General features: G+C 70.9%; 17 protein-coding genes. 10 read left to right on the forward strand and 7 right to left on the reverse strand.

Annotated features, from left to right (window positions below; translation table 11 throughout):
* The first annotated feature begins 84 nt into the window (after positions 1-84).
* The 4 genes from MMF94_RS37245 to MMF94_RS37260 are packed head-to-tail and all read left to right on the forward strand — an operon-like array spanning position 85 to position 3,342.
* Complete coding sequence (locus MMF94_RS37245; RefSeq protein ID WP_241042176.1) at positions 85-810, forward strand: LLM class flavin-dependent oxidoreductase; 726 nt, start codon at positions 85-87, stop codon at positions 808-810.
* 5 nt (positions 811-815) lie between these two features.
* Entirely contained in the window at positions 816-1,619 is an 804-nt protein-coding gene (locus MMF94_RS37250; RefSeq protein WP_241042177.1) for an alpha/beta fold hydrolase, read from the forward strand.
* Positions 1,616-2,227 carry an NADPH-dependent FMN reductase gene (locus MMF94_RS37255; protein ID WP_241042178.1) on the forward strand — a complete coding sequence of 204 codons (612 nt, stop codon included), beginning with the start codon at positions 1,616-1,618 and terminating at the stop codon, positions 2,225-2,227. The genes MMF94_RS37250 and MMF94_RS37255 overlap by 4 nt, the downstream gene beginning before the upstream one ends.
* Positions 2,224-3,342, forward strand: coding sequence for a 3,4-dihydroxy-2-butanone-4-phosphate synthase (locus MMF94_RS37260; protein ID WP_241042179.1), 1,119 nt, complete (start codon positions 2,224-2,226; stop codon positions 3,340-3,342). Before MMF94_RS37255 ends, MMF94_RS37260 begins: the two co-directional genes overlap by 4 nt.
* A 141-nt stretch (positions 3,343-3,483) precedes the next feature.
* Here MMF94_RS37260 and MMF94_RS37265 read toward each other — a convergent pair whose 3' ends face one another.
* A complete protein-coding gene (locus MMF94_RS37265) occupies positions 3,484-4,650 on the reverse strand; it encodes an RNA-guided endonuclease InsQ/TnpB family protein (RefSeq protein ID WP_241042180.1) in 1,167 nt (388 codons plus the stop codon).
* A 104-nt stretch (positions 4,651-4,754) separates the two neighbouring features.
* Between MMF94_RS37265 and MMF94_RS37270 the strand changes: the two genes are divergently transcribed.
* Together MMF94_RS37270 and MMF94_RS37275 are read left to right on the forward strand one after the other, a co-directional pair.
* Positions 4,755-5,411: a nitroreductase family protein gene (locus MMF94_RS37270; protein WP_241042181.1), complete on the forward strand. Its 657-nt coding sequence runs from the start codon at positions 4,755-4,757 to the stop codon at positions 5,409-5,411.
* Positions 5,411-6,967 (forward strand): AMP-binding protein, encoded by a 1,557-nt coding sequence (locus tag MMF94_RS37275; RefSeq protein WP_241042182.1) that lies wholly within the window; start codon positions 5,411-5,413, stop codon positions 6,965-6,967. Before MMF94_RS37270 ends, MMF94_RS37275 begins: the two co-directional genes overlap by 1 nt.
* 99 nt (positions 6,968-7,066) lie before the next feature.
* Here the strand turns inward: MMF94_RS37275 and MMF94_RS37280 are convergent, their stop codons facing one another.
* Positions 7,067-8,230: an FAD-dependent oxidoreductase gene (locus MMF94_RS37280; protein ID WP_241042183.1), complete on the reverse strand. Its 1,164-nt coding sequence runs from the start codon at positions 8,228-8,230 to the stop codon at positions 7,067-7,069.
* A gap of 254 nt (positions 8,231-8,484) precedes the next feature.
* Here MMF94_RS37280 and MMF94_RS37285 point away from each other — a divergent pair, with 254 nt between their 5' ends.
* Positions 8,485-9,414 carry a helix-turn-helix domain-containing protein gene (locus MMF94_RS37285; protein WP_277398914.1) on the forward strand — a complete coding sequence of 310 codons (930 nt, stop codon included), beginning with the start codon at positions 8,485-8,487 and terminating at the stop codon, positions 9,412-9,414.
* Positions 9,415-9,417: 3 nt separating this feature from the next.
* Here MMF94_RS37285 and MMF94_RS37290 read toward each other — a convergent pair whose 3' ends face one another.
* Complete coding sequence (locus MMF94_RS37290) at positions 9,418-10,788, reverse strand: MFS transporter (protein ID WP_241042184.1); 1,371 nt, start codon at positions 10,786-10,788, stop codon at positions 9,418-9,420.
* 389 nt (positions 10,789-11,177) lie between these two features.
* On the opposite strand from MMF94_RS37290, the gene MMF94_RS37295 reads away from it, so the two are divergent.
* On the forward strand, positions 11,178-11,723 hold the full coding sequence (locus MMF94_RS37295) for a Chromate resistance protein ChrB (protein ID WP_241042185.1): 546 nt from the start codon (positions 11,178-11,180) through the stop codon (positions 11,721-11,723).
* Between the two features lie 46 nt (positions 11,724-11,769).
* A complete protein-coding gene (locus MMF94_RS37300; protein WP_241042186.1) occupies positions 11,770-13,026 on the forward strand; it encodes an MFS transporter in 1,257 nt (418 codons plus the stop codon).
* Positions 13,027-13,054: 28 nt separating this feature from the next.
* On the opposite strand, the gene MMF94_RS37305 is transcribed toward MMF94_RS37300, so the two are convergent.
* On the reverse strand, positions 13,055-13,663 hold the full coding sequence (locus MMF94_RS37305; protein ID WP_241042187.1) for a hypothetical protein: 609 nt from the start codon (positions 13,661-13,663) through the stop codon (positions 13,055-13,057).
* 250 nt (positions 13,664-13,913) lie between these two features.
* Between MMF94_RS37305 and MMF94_RS37310 the strand changes: the two genes are divergently transcribed.
* Positions 13,914-14,699 carry an IclR family transcriptional regulator gene (locus MMF94_RS37310; RefSeq protein ID WP_241042188.1) on the forward strand — a complete coding sequence of 262 codons (786 nt, stop codon included), beginning with the start codon at positions 13,914-13,916 and terminating at the stop codon, positions 14,697-14,699.
* Positions 14,700-14,702: 3 nt separating this feature from the next.
* Here the strand turns inward: MMF94_RS37310 and MMF94_RS37315 are convergent, their stop codons facing one another.
* The 3 genes from MMF94_RS37315 to MMF94_RS37325 are packed head-to-tail and all read right to left on the reverse strand — an operon-like array spanning position 14,703 to position 18,402.
* Entirely contained in the window at positions 14,703-15,641 is a 939-nt protein-coding gene (locus tag MMF94_RS37315) for a hydroxymethylglutaryl-CoA lyase (protein ID WP_241042189.1), read from the reverse strand.
* On the reverse strand, positions 15,638-16,885 hold the full coding sequence (locus MMF94_RS37320; RefSeq protein WP_241042190.1) for a CaiB/BaiF CoA transferase family protein: 1,248 nt from the start codon (positions 16,883-16,885) through the stop codon (positions 15,638-15,640). Before MMF94_RS37320 ends, MMF94_RS37315 begins: the two co-directional genes overlap by 4 nt.
* A gap of 8 nt (positions 16,886-16,893) precedes the next feature.
* On the reverse strand, positions 16,894-18,402 hold the full coding sequence (locus tag MMF94_RS37325) for a GntP family permease (RefSeq protein WP_241042191.1): 1,509 nt from the start codon (positions 18,400-18,402) through the stop codon (positions 16,894-16,896).
* Positions 18,403-18,555 lie beyond the last annotated feature (153 nt).

An 18,555-nucleotide genomic window follows, 5' to 3' on the forward strand; every position in this document is an offset into this window, starting at 1 on the left:
GCCGATCTCCATTGTCCGGATTTCGGGGCGAGGCTCATCATGGCCCCGGGTCGGAGCCGGCGCGAGGCCGAGGATGGTGTGTCAGTGAAGTTCCATTGGTTCGCGGAGGTCACCTACGACGGCCTTCCCGGTGCCTTCCCGGCACCTGGCGCCGGAACGTGGGTGGACGCTCCCGTCGACCTCGCCGACCCCCGGGAGATTGCGGGCTTCGTCTTCGGCGCCCCGATGGACTCGGCCTTCGCGTACCCCCGGCCCCCTGTGGAGCTGCGTGAGCGCTTCCACGAGGCGCGCGAGTTGGTGCTGCGGGCATGGCGGGAGCGCGAGCCGTTCGCGCCCAACGGGAAGTTCACGCAGCTGCGCTACGTCAACCTGTGGCCGCGTCCGGTGCAGGAGCGACCCGCGGTGTGGGTGCCGGGATCGAACAGCGTCGAAACCTGGGAGCTGGTGACCCGGGAAAACTACTGTTACGGTCACCTCTCATTCTCCGGGCTGCGCGCCGCAAAACCACCTGTCGACTGTTATTGGGATTATGTGGCGGCGCACGACGGCGACCTGAATCCGCACCGCATGGCGTTCACGCAACTGATCTGCGTGGCCGATTCCGACGCGGAGGCCGAGCTGATCGCCTCTCTGGACATGGGCGACCTGGGTGAGGAGACGGCGGCCGAGAACACCCACCTGTTCGGCACCAAGGTGATCCCGCAACTGCGTGATCTGTGGGCCGACGAGCCGGACCACTGGACGCCCGAGGTGAGCAGGCAGCGCGTCGGTGCGAGAGCGAGCGCGTCGACGCTCGTGGGAGGGAGCTGAGCATCATGCCGAGCACCACCGTCAACGGCGTGTCCCTGTACTACGAGGTCGAGGGCGACGGGCCGCCGTTGCTGCTCATCGCCGGCCTCGGATCGAGCTCCCTCGCGTGGGCCGCTGCCGTCCCGCGGCTCCGCGAGGGTTACACCGTGATCACGGTGGACAACCGGGGCACCGGCCGCAGCGAGGTACCGCCCGGTCCGTATGCCGTCGACGACCTGGCCGACGACACCGCCGCGCTCGTAGACCACCTCGGTCTCGGGCCGGTCGCGGCCGTCGGCTGGTCGCTCGGCGGCTCCGTGCTCCAGTCGATGGTGATCCGGCACGCGCGGGTGCTCTCCAAGGCCGTGCTGCTCAACGCGTTCCCGTCCTACACCGCGATCCAGGACGGCTGGCTCGACGCCGGACTCGCGCTGCGGCGGGCAGGCGTCGACCCCGTGGCGATCGGGATGCACTCGATGCCGTGGGCGTTCACGCCGCGGCTGCTGTCCGACCACACCGTGGCCGCCGCCCAGGCCGAGCTCGCGCGCAAGGACCCCTATCCGACGACGCTCGCGGGCTTCGAGGCCCAGGCCGCCGGGCTGCGCCGCTACGACTCCCGGCCGGACCTGCCCTCGGCGCACACCCCGACGCTCGTGCTGGCGGGCGCGGAGGACGTGCTGACGCCGGTGTCACAGTCGGTGGAGATCGCCAAGCTGATGCCGAACGCCACGCTGCAGGTGCTGCCCCGCGGCGGCCACGGGATGCTGCTCGAGTATCTCGACGACACGCTCGCCGCGATCACGGCGTATCTCGGCAACGGTGCTCCATGACCCGACCCCTGCACGTCGTCGGGCTCGGCGGCACGGTGCGCACCGGATCGTCGAGCGAGCAGGCGCTGCGGATCGCCGTGGCGCGGGCCGCGGCGCAGGGCGCGAGCACCCGGGTCTTCGGCGGGAGCGAGCTGGCCGCGCTGCCGATGTACGCCCCCGAGGCGGGCGACGGGGGGCCGGTCGCCCGTGACCTCGTGGCCCACCTGCGCCGGGCCGATGGCGTCATCGTCGCCTCGCCGGGCTACCACGGCTCGATATCGGGGCTGGTGAAGAACGCCCTCGACTACACCGAGGAGATGCGGGACGACGCCCTGCCCTACCTGGCCGACCGCTCGGTGGGCCTCGTCGTCACGGCGTACGGCTGGCAGGCGTCAGTGACGACGCTGAGCGCGCTGCGGGCCATCGTGCACGCGCTGCGGGGCTGGGTCACTCCCTACGGTGCGGCGGTCAACTCCCTGCAGACCAGGTTCGCCGACGGCGTGTGCGCCGAGCCTCGGGTGGTGGAGCAACTGCAGACCGTCGCCGACGAGGTGGTGCGGTTCGCCGAGCTCGTCTCCGCCCGCCGTCACGGCGTGCTCTCCGGGCCACAGCCTGCGGAGGGTGCGTGAAACCCCCGACCGGCGTCGAGGCCGCGACCCGGAGCCTCGCCGCCGGGCGCCCGGTGCTGCTGATCGACGACGTGGCGGGTCCCCCGGCCGGCGGGTCGGGGGCACTCGTCGTCGCGGCGGAGCACACCGACAACGCGCTCATGTCGCTGCTCGTGCGGGAGAGCACGGGCATCGTCTGCGTGGCGATGACCGGAGCGCGCCTGGACGAGCTCCGGATCCCGCCGATCCCGACGGCTGGGGGCTCGCGGGACGACGGGGCGGCGTTCGCCGTGTCGGTCGATCTCCGCTGCGGGGTCAGCACGGGGATCTCCGCGCGCGACCGAGCCGCGACGGTGCGCGCGCTCGCCGACCCGGCGACGGCGGCCGGTGACCTCGCGCGGCCGGGCCACGTCCTACCGCTGCGGGCACGCGACGGCGGTGTCCTCGAGCGGCCGCGCCCGGCCGAGGCCGCGCTCGACCTGTGCCTGGCGGCCGGGCTCGCCCCCGCCGCGGCGCTCGCGACCGCCGTCGACGCGGACGGTGGTGTCGCCGGATCCGGGAACCTCGGCGCGCTCGCCGAGCAGCACGGGCTGACCGTCGTGCGCGTGTCCGACGTCGTCGCCTGGCGTGCGGTCCGGCAGCCCGTCCACCGCGGGCCGTCGACGACGCTCCCGACCGTGCACGGGCTGTTCACGGCGGTCGGCTACGGCGATGCCGACGGCGGTGAGCACCTGGCACTCCTCCGTGGCGAGCCGGCCGGCCCCGGCCCGGTGCTCGTGCGGGTGCACCGCGAGTGCCTCACCGGGGACGTGCTGGGTTCGCTGCGGTGTGGCTGCGCATCCGATCTCGCAGCAGCGCTCGCGGCGATCGACCGCGCGGAGCGGGGCGTGCTCGTCTACCTGCGCAGGCGAGAGCTGTCCGGGGTCGGGCGCGTGCAGGCGGTGCGCGGATGCGGGACGGGCGACCGGCATGCGGCCGCTCTCGCGGCGAAGATCCTTCTCGACATCGGGGTGCAGAGCGCGCTCGTGCTCGCCGACGACCCCGCGGAGTCGGCGGACCTCGTTGCATACGGGGTGATCGTCGCCGCTCACCGGCCGGTGCGGTCCCCGCTCACGACCCCGGCCGAGGTCGGGTGAGGAGCACTCGGCGCCGGGACTCTCCCGGCGTGGTCCACTCGTCTCCTCACTGCTGCTGCTCTGCTCGACTGGAGGTCATGCTTGACTACTCCCCGACTTGAAGGACGGGGATTCTCGACCTCGCGATCGAGAGTTCCTGATTCAGCAACCGTTGCCCGCCCGCGCTTGCGCGCGAGCAGGTCTGACACCGTCTCCACAGGCGAGCACGGCCAGCCCGGCCGCTCTGATGTTGATGGCGGCATTCACGTCCCGGTCGTGAACGCTGCCGCAACGACACGACCACTGCCGCACGTTCAGCGCCAACTTGTCCCGCAGCACCCCGCACGCGGAGCACACCTTGGACGAGGGGTACCAGCGGTCGACCACGACGAGGTCCCGCCCGTACCACTCAGCCTTGTGCTCCAACATGGCTCGCAGCTCCGACCACGATGCGTCGGAGATCGCCCTGGCGAGCGAGTGGTTACCCACCATGTTCCGCACGCTGAGGTCTCCGATCACGATCGTTTGGTTCTCACGAACGAGACGAGTCGACAGCTTGTGCAGGTGATCCCGGCGGCGGTCGGTGATCCGCGCATGGACGCGGGCGACCTTCCTGCGGGCTTTCTCTCGGTTGTTCGAGCCCTTCTGCTTCTTCGCCAGCGCCCGCTGGGCTGTGGCGAGACGCGTCCGGTCGCGGCGCTCATGACGCGGGTTCACGACCTTCTCCCCGGTCGACAGCGTGACCAGCGAGGTGATCCCCGCGTCGATCCCCACCGTCGCGTCCGTGGTCGGGGCGTCGTGCACGGTGGCCTCGACCAGAATCGAGATGTGCCATCGCCCGAGCGGGTCACTGGACACGGTGACGGTGCTCGGCTCGGCACCCCCTGGCAGGGGACGCGACCATCGGATGTCCAACGGCTCGGACATCTTCGCGAGCGTGATCTGCCCGTCCCGGTACCGGAACCCGGAACGGGTGTACTCGGCCGACTGGCGTCCCCGCTTGCGGGACTTGAACCGCGGGTACCGGGCCCGCTTGTCCCAGAAGCTGGCGAACGCACCCTGCAGGTGCCGCAGGCCTTGTTGCAGCGGGACCGAGGACACCTCGGACAGGAACGCCAGATCCGGGTCGCGCTTCCACTCGGTGCGCATCGCCGAGGACTGCACGTAGGACACTCGCCGCTGCTCGCCGTACCAGGCGGCGGTGCGAGCCGCCAACGCCCGGTTGTAGACGAAGCGGACACAGCCGAACGTCCGGTTCAACTCCACAGCTTGCTGGTCGGAGGGGTAGAAGCGGTACTTGAACGCCCGCTTCACCACCCGACCGGACACGCTCACACGATAACGCGTCACCGTGTCAGCTCTCCTTCACCCCTACGACCTGGGCGGCTCCTCCCCGGCGCGAACGCCGGGGCATCCGCCGGTTTGGAAACCCAATGACGCCGGAGTCCCTTCCGCTCATGGAGGCGCTGCACTCGACGCCGTCACGCCGGTATCTCGCCCCGGACCCGATCCCGGACGACGTCCTGTGGTCGGTGCTCGACGCCGCCATCCGCGGCCCGTCGGGTGGCAACCAGCAGGGCTGGGGATGGGTCGTCGTGACGGACCCGGAGGTGAAGAACCGGGTCGCGGCCTGGTACCGGGAGAACTGGGACGCCGCGTACGGCAGCAGGCGCGAGGACATCCTCAACGCTCCGCCCGGATCGCGGGGGCTCTCCCAGCGCGGGTTCCTCGGCGCCGAGCACCTCGCCCACCACATCGCGGAGGCCCCGGTCTGGGTGTTCCCGGTGCTGCGCGGGGTGGCGGACGCCACGAACCCGCGCATCGGGTCGTCGATCTACGGGGCGGTGCAGCAGCTGTGCCTCGCCGCCCGGGCCCACGGCCTCGGCACGTCGCTGACCACGCTCTACGGCGGCCACGAGGAGGAGCTGCGGGAGATGCTCGGCCTGCCCGAGGACGCCCTGACGATGGCGCTGGTGCCGATGGGGTACCCGACACAGGGACGCTGGGCGGAGCCGAAGCGGCTCCCCGTCGAGGACGTGGTGCACTGGGACCGCTGGGGCGCCAAGCGCCCGCGCGAGGAGGCCGGGTGATGGGAACCGATCTCGAGGCGCTCTCCTTCGAGCCCTTGACGCCGGTGTCCTACCTGGACCGTGCGGCGGCCGCGCACGGTGACCGCATCGCCGTGGTCGACGGCGGGCAGCGCTGGACGTACGCGGAGCTGCACCACCGGTGCCGGCGCCTGGCAGGTGCGCTGGCGCCGGTCGCCGGTGGCCGGCCGGTCGCCGTGCTGGCGCCGAACACCCACGTGTTGCTGGAGGCCAACTTCGGCGTGCCGTGGGCGGGGGTGCCGCTGGTGGCGGTGAACACCCGGCTGTCCGCGGGCGAGGTGGCCTACATCCTGGAGCACTCGCAGGCCGCGGTGCTCGTCCACGACCCGGCGTTCGACGCGCTGGTCAGCCACGTGCTGAGCCGGATGGCGACGCCGCCGCAGGTGGTGCGCGCCGGTGAGCAGTACGAGGAGCTCCTGGCCGCGGCTGCTCCATTTGCGCTGACCCCGTCCGACGAGCGGGCGCTGCTGTCGATCAACTACACGTCCGGAACGACAGGGCGGCCGAAGGGGGTGATGTACCACCACCGCGGGGCGTACCTGCAGGCGTTGGCGATGGTGGCGCACACCGGCCTCTCGCCGTCGGCGGTGCACCTGTGGACGTTGCCGATGTTCCACTGCAACGGCTGGTGCTTCCCGTGGGCGGTCACGGCCGCGGGTGCCACGCACGTCTGCCTGCCCAAGGTGGAGCCGGCGCAGGTGTGGCGGCTGATCCGGGAGGAGGGGGTGACCCACCTCAACGGCGCGCCCACGGTGCTCTCGATGATCGCCTACGCACCGGAGGCCGCTCCGCTGTCCGGGCCGCCCGTGCGGGTGGCGACCGGCGGGGCGCCGCCGAGCCCGGCGATCCTGCGGCGGATGGGCGACCTGGGGTTCGACGTGACGCACCTGTACGGCCTGACGGAGACGTTCGGGCCGGTGATGATCTGCGACTGGCGACCGGAGTGGAACTCCCTCGACGCCCACGAGCAGGCCCGGCTGAAGGCACGCCAGGGCGTGGGGAACATGATCTCGTGCCGCGCTCGGGTGGTGGCCGCGGACGGCACGGACGTCCCGGCGGACGGGACGACGATCGGGGAGATCGCGTTGCGCGGCAACAACGTGATGCTCGGCTATCTGAACGACCCGGAGGCGACGGCAGCGGCCGTGCCGGACGGGTGGTTCCGCACCGGCGACCTCGGTGTGCTGCATCCGGACGGGTACGTGGAGCTGCGGGACCGGAGCAAGGACGTGATCATCTCGGGCGGGGAGAACATCGCCTCGGTGGAGGTGGAGCAGGCCATCTTCGAGCATCCGGCGGTTCTGGAGGTGGCGGTGGTCGCTGCGCCGGACGAGAAGTGGGGCGAGGTCCCGGTCGCCTACGTCACCGTGCACGAGGGTGCGTCGGTGACCGAGGGGCAGATCATCGATCACGTGAAGGGTCGCCTGGCCCGGTTCAAGGCGCCGAAGCGCGTGGTCTTCGGCGAACTGCCGAAGACCTCCACCGGCAAGATCCAGAAGTACGTGCTGCGGGAGACGGCCCGGGCGACGCCTGCGTAGACCCCGGCAGCCGCGACATGGACACGTATCGCTGTTCGACGCGCGCCGCGTTCCGCGAGATGTGTCCATGTCGCGGGTCGGCCCGGCTGCGTGACGCGGTCAGGGCACGTCCTCGTCGAACCGGAACTGGGCGGCCAGATCGTGCGTGGCGAGTGACCGCGGGACGCACCGGAGCGCGGTGTTGCGCAGCTGTGCCTGGCCACCGGTGAGCCGCAGCATCCGGTTCATCCGGCGTGCCTCCCACTGCTGCTGGGAGGTGCGGGGCAGCCGGCGGGCTGAGTAGATCTGCAGCGCTGCGGGCACGTAGGCCGGATCCGCGTCGACGAGGACCTTTCCGAGCGCCACGGCGTCCTCGAACGCCAGGCAGGCGCCCTGCCCGAGGTCGGGAGTCATCGCGTGCGCCGCGTCGCCCAGCAGCGCCACCCGGCCGACCGCGAGCGTGGGCAGCGGCCGGACGAGCTGGGCCGTCTCGACCACGTGGACGCCGGTGGGAGGGGTGGCCGCGATCAGCGCCGCGACTGACGGGTGCCAGTCGGCGCGCCGATCGAGCAGCCAGCGATGGCGCTGCTCGGGATCGACCGCCGCGTTGTCCGCGCTCGCCCGCCACAGCGAGTACCAGTAGACGCCCTCGACCATGGGCAGGCAGCCGAAGCGGTCGCCGGTGCGATCGTCCAGCAGCTCACCGACGACCGGCGCCGCGGCCGCGGGAGCGACAGGGGCGATCGCCAGCGCCGCCTTCTCCCCGGAGCCGGCGAGGCCGGGATGGGTGGGAAACAGTGCCCGGCGCAGCAGGCTGCCGGCACCGTCGGCGATCACGACGACGTCCGCCTGCACGTCAGGGACCCCGTCCACTTCGACGTGCACGTCCGTTTCCCGCACTCCGGTGACTTCCGACCAGGTCCGGATGGTGCCCGCAGGGAGTGCACCGGCCAGCAGGCCGTGCAGCCAAGGCCGGCGCACGGCCACGAACGGTGAGCCGGTCGGGCGGACCACGGCCGCCGGCTCGGGAGCGAGCAGGGTGTGTCCGTGACGGTCGCGCAGGGCGAAGCCGCCACCGTCGTGCAAGGCGGCACCCGCCCGCGGACGCGCGCCGACGCCGAGCGAGTCCAGGGCCAGCAACCCGTTGGGCAGGATGGCGACCCCGGCGCCCGCCTCGCGCAGTTCGGGTGCCCGTTCGAGAACCGTGACCTCGTGTCCCGCCCGGTGCGCGGCCACCGCCGCGGCCAGTCCACCCAGCCCTGCCCCGACAATCGCTATATGCATCGGCAGCCCTCTGTTCGTGGAACGATGTTACCGATGATCACCTCTCGCGGTCTCGCCAACTAGTTCCTTCATCAGGTTGAACGGACAATCTGGCGGCTTCTCGGCGAATTCTTCCGTGAGTGCACCGCGAGTCGACGCCATGGCCGGCGAAGCGGCCGGAGTTGTCCAGCGCCTGATCCGTGCTGCACGGCCTACCATGTGGGCGCCGGTCGGTCAGTACCGTTGAGGTCGTGGACCACGAGCGGCGGTGGAGCATGTCCGGGATTCCACCGCGGGCCCGTTTCGGGGCATGGTGCGACCTACTGTCCGCTACGCATCTGGCTTTCGCCATCGACATGGTCAGCCGCCCGAATCAGGAATTTGCCGCGGATGTGCAGGAGAACCGGATGGGCACGATGTCGCTGTTGCGCACGTCGGTGTTCCCGCATCGCGGGCGGCGCACCCGGCGGCAGGTGACGGCCAACACCCGCGACGTGGTCGGGTTGCACTTCATCGAATCCGGGCGCCAGGCCGTCGAGTCGGACGATGAGCGGGTGGTGCTCGGTCCGGGTGACGCGATGATCTGGGACGGCGCAGCCACCGGCGACTACGAGATCCTGGAGCCGCTGACCAAGACCACCCTGATCGTGCCGCGCTCACTGGCCGCTACCGCACTGCCGAGCTACCGCCGGTCGTTCGTTCGGACGCTGCCTCGCGACCATGCGCCTACTCGGTCCCTGGTGCAGGTGCTGTCGGTGCTGAACGATCAGCTGCCCACGATGGCCGACGGAGCCCGCGAGGCATCGGCGTTGCTCGTCACCGAGCTTCTCCGACCGCTCGACCGGCTACAGGGCGGCAACGGCCCGGACCGCGCCCGCTGGCCCGCCCTGCAACTGCGGGAGCGAGTGCTCGACTACATCGACGCCAACCTCGACGACACGTTGCTGTGCCCGAGCAAGATCGCCACCGCACACGGGGTGTCGGTACGCACCCTCTATTCGTCGGTCGACGGGCTGGGCATGAGCCTCGGCAGCTACATCCGGCACCGGCGGCTCGCCCGCAGCCACGACGACCTGCTCTTCGGCTCCGAGCCGGTGGCCGTGGTCGCCCGACGCTGGGGTTTTGCGAGCCCGGCGTATTTCAGCCGGGTCTTTCGGGACCGGTACGGCATGCCGCCGGGGCGGCTGCGCCGGCAGCGCGGCTAGGGGTCAGTCGAGCCTCGCCCTGCGGGGGTCCACGTTGCGCGCTCCGAGGATCAGCAGGCCCGAGACGAGGATCGGCAGGCATCCCCAGAGCAACGCCGCGGTCGTCCAGCCGGCGCCCCTGCTCAACGAGTAGGTGACGAGCAGCCCGCCGATGATGGCGCCGATCTGACCTGCGGCGTTGATGATCGAGCCGCCGGTCGCCCGGGTGTGGACCGGGAAACTCTCACCGTTGAAGAAGAGCAGCGCCGAGTACGGCCCGATCAGGAAGAACAGGCCGGCGCTGTAGAGGCCGATGATCAGGCCGAAGTTCCCGGACGGTCCCAGCAGCATGGCGCCGAAGGACAGCGCCGAGAAGACCCAGCCGATCGCGATCGCGTTGCGCCGGCCGATGCGGTCGCCGAGCCAGCCGTGGAACAGATAGCCGGCGAAGGCGGTGGCATTGGAGACGATCAGGATCGCGAGTGCGTTGGTGAAGGCGATGTTCTTGCCGTCGGGAGCCGTCAGCAGCGAGGTGCCCAGGATGGCGAACACGAGGACACCGAGCCAGTTCAGCAGAAACGCCGTGCCGATCACGACGGTCGACCGCAGCGACTCGCCCTTGAAGGCGGAGGCCAGTGGCGCCGAGCGGTCGGTCAGGTCGACGCCCGCGCTCTCGGCGAGTTGGTGCGCGTCGTCGGTGCGCCCGTGCTTGAGCAGCGTCTCCGCGCGGTGGCGGGCGGCGAACTGCGGGCTCTCCTTGAGGTAGCGGGCCGCCCACAGCATGAACACCGCAGGGAACACGGCGACGATGAAGCAGAGCGACCAGCCACCGAGCGGGAACAGCAGGTAGATCGACACCGCCGCCAGGACCGAACCCACCGGCCACCCGGACTGCACGAGCGAGTAGATGAGGCCGCGCCGCCGAACCATGGCAGGGTCGTCGCGGTAGACGTTCGCGAACAGTTCGTTGAGATAGGTCGCGTTGATGGCCTGTTCCGCGTAGCCGAGACCGGCGAGGGACCGGACGACGATCAGGAGCACCACGCCGACCCCACCGACGATGCCGATGACCCATCCGGCCAGCGCGGTCAGGGCCGACGCCACGGCGGCGCCGACGACCGCGATGACGATGCCGCGGCGGCGTCCGACCCGGTCGACGAGTGGGCCGACGGCGAACGCGACAAGCGCGGTTCCGGCCGTCACCCAGGTGTTGATGCCGGTCGACTCCGCCGAGGTCCAGCCCAGGTCAGCGGCGAGCTTGGGCAGCAGATTGCCGAAGAGCACGAAATCGTAGACGGCGAAGGTCCACGCAAAGAAGCAGATCCACGTTGCGATCCTGACGTCCCGAATGGTGAGGCGTGGTACCTCGGCCAGTGCCCGATCGGAAAGATCCATGCCGTTGCTTCCGTTCCTGAGAGCGTGGCTACCGGGTAGTGCTCCCGGACGGGAATGATCAATGGACCCGGTGGGACGAACGACCGGCAGAAGCCTGCCTGCGGCAGATCGACACGCTGCGCGGATGTCGAATGAACACACCACTTCAGCATTCAGATGGCCTCTTTTTATAGCGACCGCTTCATGGGGTGGTCAAGCGGAGACGAAGCGATGCGCCCGCGTGCCGAAACGCCCGCGACCTCGACGATGGCGAGGTGCGCGGGCGTGGCGGGGATTCGAACGGTCAGGAGACGGAACACCCCACCTCGTCCCGGCGCACCTGCTGCACGCTGTGGAGACAGCGGCCGGCAGGCACCTCCTGCGATGTAACAGCTGCTACATTCCTGGTCGTGACGGCGGCGGAGTGTCAGTGGCTGGTGTTGTCGGTTCGCGTGCCTGCGCAGCCGTCACGGCACCGCGTCGCCATATGGCGCGAGCTGCGGCGGGCAGGTGCCCTGTCGATCGGGCAGGGGTGCTGGGCCCTGCCGGACGTCCAGACGATGAACGCGGCCGTCGATCGGGTGCGGGACATGGCGGAGCGAGGCGACGGAGAGGCGGTCGCCGTCGTGGGGGCCGGTCGCACGGAGCAGGACCGGGCCCGTCTGGTGGCGTTGTTCACCGCTGATCGGACAGCCGAGTGGGTGGAGTTCCTGGCCGACTGCAGGAAGTTCGACGCCGAGATCGACAAGGAGATCCGCACCCGCAAGTTCACCCTGGCCGAGCTCGAGGAAGAGGAACAGAGCCTCGAGCGGCTCCGCCGATGGCACCGCGACATCCGCACGCGGGACGTCTTCGGCGCGCCGAACAGCGCTGAGGCCGACCAGCAGCTCAAGCACTGCGCGGAGCGGCTGGAGGAATACACCGAGCAGGTCTTCGCCGCCCTTCATCAGATCTGATCCGCGAGATCGCCGCATTCGGCGGGACGAGGAGACCAGGAACCCGATGAACGACGTACCTGCATCCGGCCAGCAACGGGGGGCACCGGGCGTCGCGACTACCGCCGAGGTGACCCCGTTCCGCGTGCTGGCACCGCTGTACAGCGCGGGTTTCGTCACCGCGTTCGGGGCACACGCGGTCGCCGCGAGCCTCGGCACGCAGTTCGTGACGGCGCAGGTGTCGTTGTTCGCCCTCGGCTTCGCCCTCGCCGTCTACGACATCGCAGAGGTGGTGCTGAAGCCCGTGTTCGGGTCGCTGGCGGACCGGTGGGGACCACGCCCGGTTCTGCTCGGCGGCCTCGTGGTGTTCGCGCTGGTCTCCGGTGTGTTCGTCGTTGTCGACCTGCTGGGCCTGGTGAGCTCGGCTTCCGGGTCGATCGTGGCGCTGGCGCTGGTGCGCCTCGGCCAGGGGGCGGCCGCCTCGGCGTTCTCCCCGGCGGCCGGGGCGATGGTCGGCAGGCTGGTCGGCCCGACGAGACGGGGCCGGGTCTTCGGGTCCTACGGCGCATGGAAAGGCCTCGGGTACACCGCCGGGCCGTTGCTGGGCAGCGTGATCATCACTTTTGGCGGGCTGGCGGCGCTGTTCGCCACCCTCGGCGCGGTGGCGGCCGCCGTGGCGATCTGGGTCGCCGTCACGGTTCCGGTGGTCGCCCCGTTGCCGCGGCGCCGGCAGACCCTGGCCGACCTCGGACGCAGACTGCTCGAGCCCGGTTTCCTGCGGCCGACGTCGGCACTCGCGGCGACGACAGCCGCCTTGTCCGTCGGCGTGGGCTTCTTCCCGGTGATCGGGGTGAGCAGCGGGCTGCCCCCGGTCGCCACCGGTGCGGTCGTGGCCTGCCTGGCGCTGGCCTCGACCCTGGTTCAGCCACGGGCGGGCCGGGCGCACGACCGCGGCCGGCTGAGCTCGCGGCAGGCGATGGCAGCGGGGTTCGCGCTGACCGTGGCCGGGTTCGTCATCGCCGCGACGGTGCCGGGCCTCGGCGGTCTGATCCCGGCCGCGGTGGCGGTCGGCCTGGGCGTCGGGACGATCACGCCGGTCGCCTTCGCCGACCTCGCCGCCGGGTCACGTCCCGAGCGACTGGGCCAGACGATGGGGTCGGCCGAGGTCGGGCGCGAGCTGGGAGACGGGGGCGGCCCGCTGTTCGTCGGCGCTCTCGCGTCGGTCGCCACGGTCGCCGGAGGGCTGGGCGGGTTCGCCGTCGTCCTCGCTGCGATCGGGGTGGCCGCGACCGGCCGCGGCGGACGTCGGCGGACCCGCTCGTAGTCAGAATTCGTGGCAGCGACGCCGCGGACTACGCGTTGCCTCCGGGAGCCGCCGGACGTCGGCGGGGGCGGGGGCGGGCCCGCTCCGCCTGGGCGTCCGGCCTGGTACGGCGCTGTGTGCGCGGACGGCGTTCCCCGCGGCTCTCCGGGCGCTTGCGCGGTCCGCCGTTCTCGTTCGCGGCCTCGGGCCGAGCGTCCTCCGCGTCGGCTGTCTGCTTCTTCGCAGGCCCCGTGCGGAGTCGGCCGGCGAGCCGCTGCAGCGCCTCGAGCAGCTGCAACGCCAGGCGCTGCAGGAGTTGCAACAGCGCCATGGCGCGAGCGACCACGAGACTGAACGCGGCGCCCATCCGCGCCGGCATCGCCGTGCCGGTCGCGCGGGGCTTCTTCTTCTGCTTGGGCTTGCCTGTCAGCGCCTCGCGCAACCCGGTGCCGCCGCTCTCCGCGAAGTCGTCGAGCCGGTTCGCGACCCTGTCGACCCGCGCGATGGCCATGTCGACCACGGTGCCGAGCACCTTGGTGCCGGCGTCGCTCATCGCCTTGCGCGCAACCTCGCCCGCGACACGACTTCCGGCCCCTCCGGCGCCCTTTCGCACACCGCCGGTGGCGCGTGTCGCCGTGCGCGTCACGGTATCGGTCATCCTGGTCACGTCCCTTCTCGGTCCGCCCGCGAGGGCAGGCACTTGCGCGTGCATCGGTCGTACGGACCCGTGCCCGGGCACCGCGGCAGTGGATGAGACGGTGTGCAGGCGCGGGTTGTATGGCCATGCCATTCCCGTTCTGGCGGTCCGGCAAGCGTCCTCGCCACGCCTCGCCGCCACGTCTCCCTCGTCACGCGCAACCGAGCCGGGTGACGTGAACCCGGGCACTGCACGGTCTAGATTCTCGACCATGTCCGTGGACGAGGGTTCTGGCTCGTCGAGGCACACGCCGCTGCTGGTGCTCGGCAAGATCACCGAGATCCTCGACGCGTTCTCCCTCGCCCGCCCGGCACTGACGTTCAGCGAGATCCAGCAGGCCACCGGCCTGCCGACCTCGACCGTCCAGCGGCTGGTGACGAACATGGTGGCGCAGGGGCTGCTGGACCGCGTCGGCGACCAGATCCGGATCGGCGTGCGCATGGCGTACTGGGCGGCCCCAGCGGTCAAGGGCGTCGACGTGCTGACGATCGTCAACCCGGTGCTGCGCGAGATGCGCGACGCCACGGGGGAGACGAGCTGCTTCTTCCGTGAGGAGCAGGGGTTCCGGGTCTGCGTGGCGGTGGCCGACACCCGGCACGTCCTGCGGCGCGACATGTACGTCGGCAAGATCCTCCCGCTGCACGCCGGGTCGGCGGGCCGGGTGCTGCTCGCGTGGAACCCCGAGCTCGCCGAGGCCGTGCTGGCGCGGCCCTTGGAACCGATCACCGACACCACGGTCACGAGCCCGGAGCTCTTGCGGGAGCTGATCCGGCAGACGCGCAGCGACGGGTTCGCCATCACCACGGCCGAGCGTGAGGACGGCTCGTCCGGGTTGTCGGCCCCGGTGTTCAACTCCGCCGCGGAGCTCGTCGGAGCGGTGTCGATCAGCGGACCGACGATCCGGATGCCGCTGGCCCGGTGCGAGGAGTGGGTGGATCTGCTGGTCGGGAGCGCCGAGAAGCTCACCAGGACCCTCGGCGGGCGCTACCCGAGCTAGTGCTCAGTGGCGCGGCCCGGCCACCCACTCGAACGCCGACGCCGTCGACCGCACGCCCTGCGCGGTCTTCGACCGGTTCGGCTCACCGAGATCGGCGAGCAGGTCCTCGGAGAGCTCGACCATGTGCGCGAGGCCGGTCGGCGTGAGCCAGGACGGCCGGGTCGCGAAGACGATGTCCTCCGACGAGGTGTTCCCGCTCGCACCTGGTGCGAACGGGCAGCCACCGAGCCCGCCGAGCGACCCGTCGACCACCGAGGCGCCCGCGGTGATCGCGGCCAGCGTGTTGGCCACGCCCAGTCCCCAGGTGTCGTGCCCGTGGTAGACGATCCGGCGGGCAGGCGTCTCTTCCCGCACCCGCGAGACGAGGCTCGTGACCTGGGCGGGAATCGCCTGCCCGAGCGTGTCGCAGAGCACGATGTCCTCGGCGCCCTCCGCTCGGGCGTCCCGCGCGATGGCGAGCACCCGCTCCTCCGGCACCGGCCCGTCGAACGGGCAGGTGAAGGACGTCGCGATGCAGAGCTGGATCCGGCCGCCTGCCGCGCGAGCCGTCTCGACGGCTGCGGGCATGGCTTCCAGGCTTGCCTCGGTGCTGCGGCCGATGTTGGCCTGGTTGTGCGCGTCGGAGGCCGAGAAGCAGTACTGGACGTTGAGCGCGCCCGCGGCAACGGCCCGTTCCACGTGCCGTGGCGTGGCGACCCAGATCCAGCATTTGGCGAGCTCGTCGGGGCTCAGGGCCTCGACCACCTCGAGGGTGTTGGCCATCGGCGGGACCAGATCCGGGCGGGCCATCGAGCCGATCTCGAGGCTGGGGACCCCGAGCCGCAGTAGCTCCCGGACGATCTCCACCTTGCGCTCGGTGGACAGCAGCTTGCCGGTGAGCTGCAGCCCGTCGCGCAGGGTGACGTCCCGCAGGATGACCTCCTCCGTGCTCGTGCCGGTCATGACTGCTCCTCTCCCGCGGTGATCGCCGCGATCTCCTCGTCGGTCATTCCGAGTACACCGGCGAGCACCTCGGATGTGTGCTCGCCGAGCTCCGGTCCGGGCGTCCGGACCGGCAGCGAGACGTCGCCGATCACGGGGACGATCCCCGGGAAGCCGACCTCGCGGGGTTCGTCCCCACCGGTGTCCACCGGGAGGTACTGGATCATGTTGCGGGCGCGGTACTGCTCGTCGTCGCAGATGTCGGCCGCGGTGTAGCTGGGTCCGGCAGGCACCCCGGCCCTGTCGAGCTGCTCGAGCACCTCGGCTCGCGGCCGCGTGGCCGTCCACTCGCCGATCGCGGCATCCAGCTCGTCACGGCGGGCCCAGCGTCCGGCGTTGCTGCTCAAGGACGGGTCGTCGGCCAGGTCCGGTCGCCCGATCGTCGCCATCAGGCGCTGGAAGATGGCGTCGCCGTTGCCGGCGATGATGGCGCTGGAGCCGTCGCCGCACAGATAGGCGTTGGACGGGGCGATGCCCTCCATCCGGCCACCGACCCGGTTCCGGTTCACGCCGTAGGCCAGGTGGTCGGGCACCAGCGACTCCATCATCGACAGCACCGCCTCGTTGAGCGCAACGTCGATCACGCGTTCGGTCAGGGGCGCCCGGCCGAGCGCGTGCCCTGAGCGGCCTGCCTCGCGCCGGTACAGCGCCATCACCGCACCGAACGCCGCGTAGAGACCGGCGATCGAGTCGCCGATCGAGACCCCGACCCGCACCGGCGGGCGGTCCGGTTCCCCCACGAGCTCACGCAATCCGCCCATGGCCTCGGCGACGGCTGCGAAGCCGGGGCGCTCGGCGAGCGGGCCGGTCTGGCCGAATGCCGAGATGCGCGAGATGACCAGATCGGGGTTCGCGGCGTCCAGCTCGTCGGGCCCGAGCCCCCATTTCTCCAGCGTGCCCGGACGGAAGTTCTCCAGCAGGACGTCGCAGTGGCGCACCAGGCCGAGAACGGTGTCCCGGCCGGTCGTCGTCCTCAGATCGAGCACGACCGACTTCTTGTTGCGGTTGAGCGTCCGGTACAGCATCGACGTCGACCCCGCGTACAAGCGCCAATTGCGCACTTCGTCGCCTGTGCCCGGCCGCTCGATCTTGATCACCTCGGCACCGAAGTCGGCCAGCAGCCTGCCGGCGGTCGGAGCCGCGATGTAGTTGCCCAGCTCGAGCACGCGGACCCCGTCCAGGGGCCGGATCGGGCCGTCGGTCACGAATACTCCTAGACGATGAGTGCCAGCGGTTGGATCAGCAGGATGGCGACGACGGAGGCGACGGACACCCCGACTGAGCACGTCTTCAATGTTCCTCGCGTCGACTGCCCCATGAGGGACTGCAGTAGCCAGAACGTGTTGCTCGTGACATGCACGGCGAACAGCGAGCCCGCGCCGGCGGCGAGTGCGATCAGCACCGGGTCGAGCCCGATGGCGGGCGCCACCGGCGCGAGGATGCCGGCCGCCGTGATGGCCGAGATGCTCACCGACCCGACGGCGATGTGGAGGGCGGCCGCGATCACCCACACCACGAGCAGCGGAGCTGCCGTGCTCGCCGTGAAGTACTTCCCGAGGATGTCGCCCAGCCCGGCAGCCGAGATGGTGGCGGCCAGGGAGCCCCCCACCCCGGTGAGGATCAGGATCTGTCCGCTCTCGCGGAACCCCGTGGCGATCGACCGCTCCACCCGGTGGCGGCCCACCGTGTAGCGGGTGACGAGGCTCGTGCCGATCAGCCCGGCGAGGAGTGCGATGACCGGGTCGGCGACGAACGTGACGACCGGGTTCTCGATGCCTGCGACGTCGAGCACGGCGCCGGCACCGATCAGCAGGAGCGCCCCGATCAGTGGCAGGAACAGCACGATCAGCGAGATGTGACGTCGTTGCTGCACCTCGGGCAGTTCCAGCGCGGTCTGCGTGGCGCCGACGGTCGGCTGCACGGCTTCTGTCGACTGCGCCTGCTCGTGGGTCCGCTCCTGGCCCTGCTCCCCGGCCTGAGCACCGGTGGCCTCGTCGCCGAACATGCCAGGCTGCTCGTCCTTCGCCGCGTCCCACCAGCCGTGCCGGAACACGAAGGACATGATGGCCACCGACAGGGCGACGGTGGGGATGATCAGGATCAGCCCGAAGATCAGCATCCTGCCCAGCGGCACGCCGAGCAGACCGGCCAGCGCGACGGTCCCGACACCGGGGACCATCAGCACGATCCCGCACTCGAGGCCGATCGCGAGTGCCGTCGCCATCCGTGCAGTGCCCATGCTGCCGATCCGCGGCGCGAGGTTGCGCGCCAGCGGTGCCGAGATCACGAGCAGGACGTCGAGGAAGATCGACTGCAGGGCCGTGGCGAGGGTGAGGGACAGCGCGTACGGCATGCGTTGGGGGCCGAACGTCTTCAGCAGCGTGCCGACCAGCCGCTGGATCGCTCCGGCCTCCTGAAGCATGGAGCCTGTCAGCACGCCGAAGGCGATCAGGAGCCCGACCTCGGCCATGATCTCGCCGAACCCGGTGGTGATCGCCTTGACGGTGCCTTCGGCCCCCATTCCCGTGCTCAGCCCTAGGTAGGCCGCACCGATGATCAACGAGATCACCGGGTTGAGCCGGAACCGGACGATGAGCAGGACAGCTGCGAGTACGGCGACGGCCGTGTTGATGATGATCGCGGTGTCGGACAAGGGTGGTATCCCATCCGGGTGTCGCTCGCCGTCGAGCGAGTGCGGGGAGTCGGTCGTCAGGTTCGCCATATGAACACACATCCACGATGTGGGCAACACGCGGGGTAGGTATCAACGACGCACCGCTATGGCGAGTGCCGTGCCGTCCGGGACACGGCGTATCGGACGATCCGGTCGGGATCGGGGCGCTCGTGAGTGGGCAATCGGGCGCCGCTGGGCGGG

Source organism: Pseudonocardia alaniniphila (genome assembly GCF_022524485.1).
Lineage (GTDB): Bacteria > Actinomycetota > Actinomycetes > Mycobacteriales > Pseudonocardiaceae > Pseudonocardia > Pseudonocardia alaniniphila.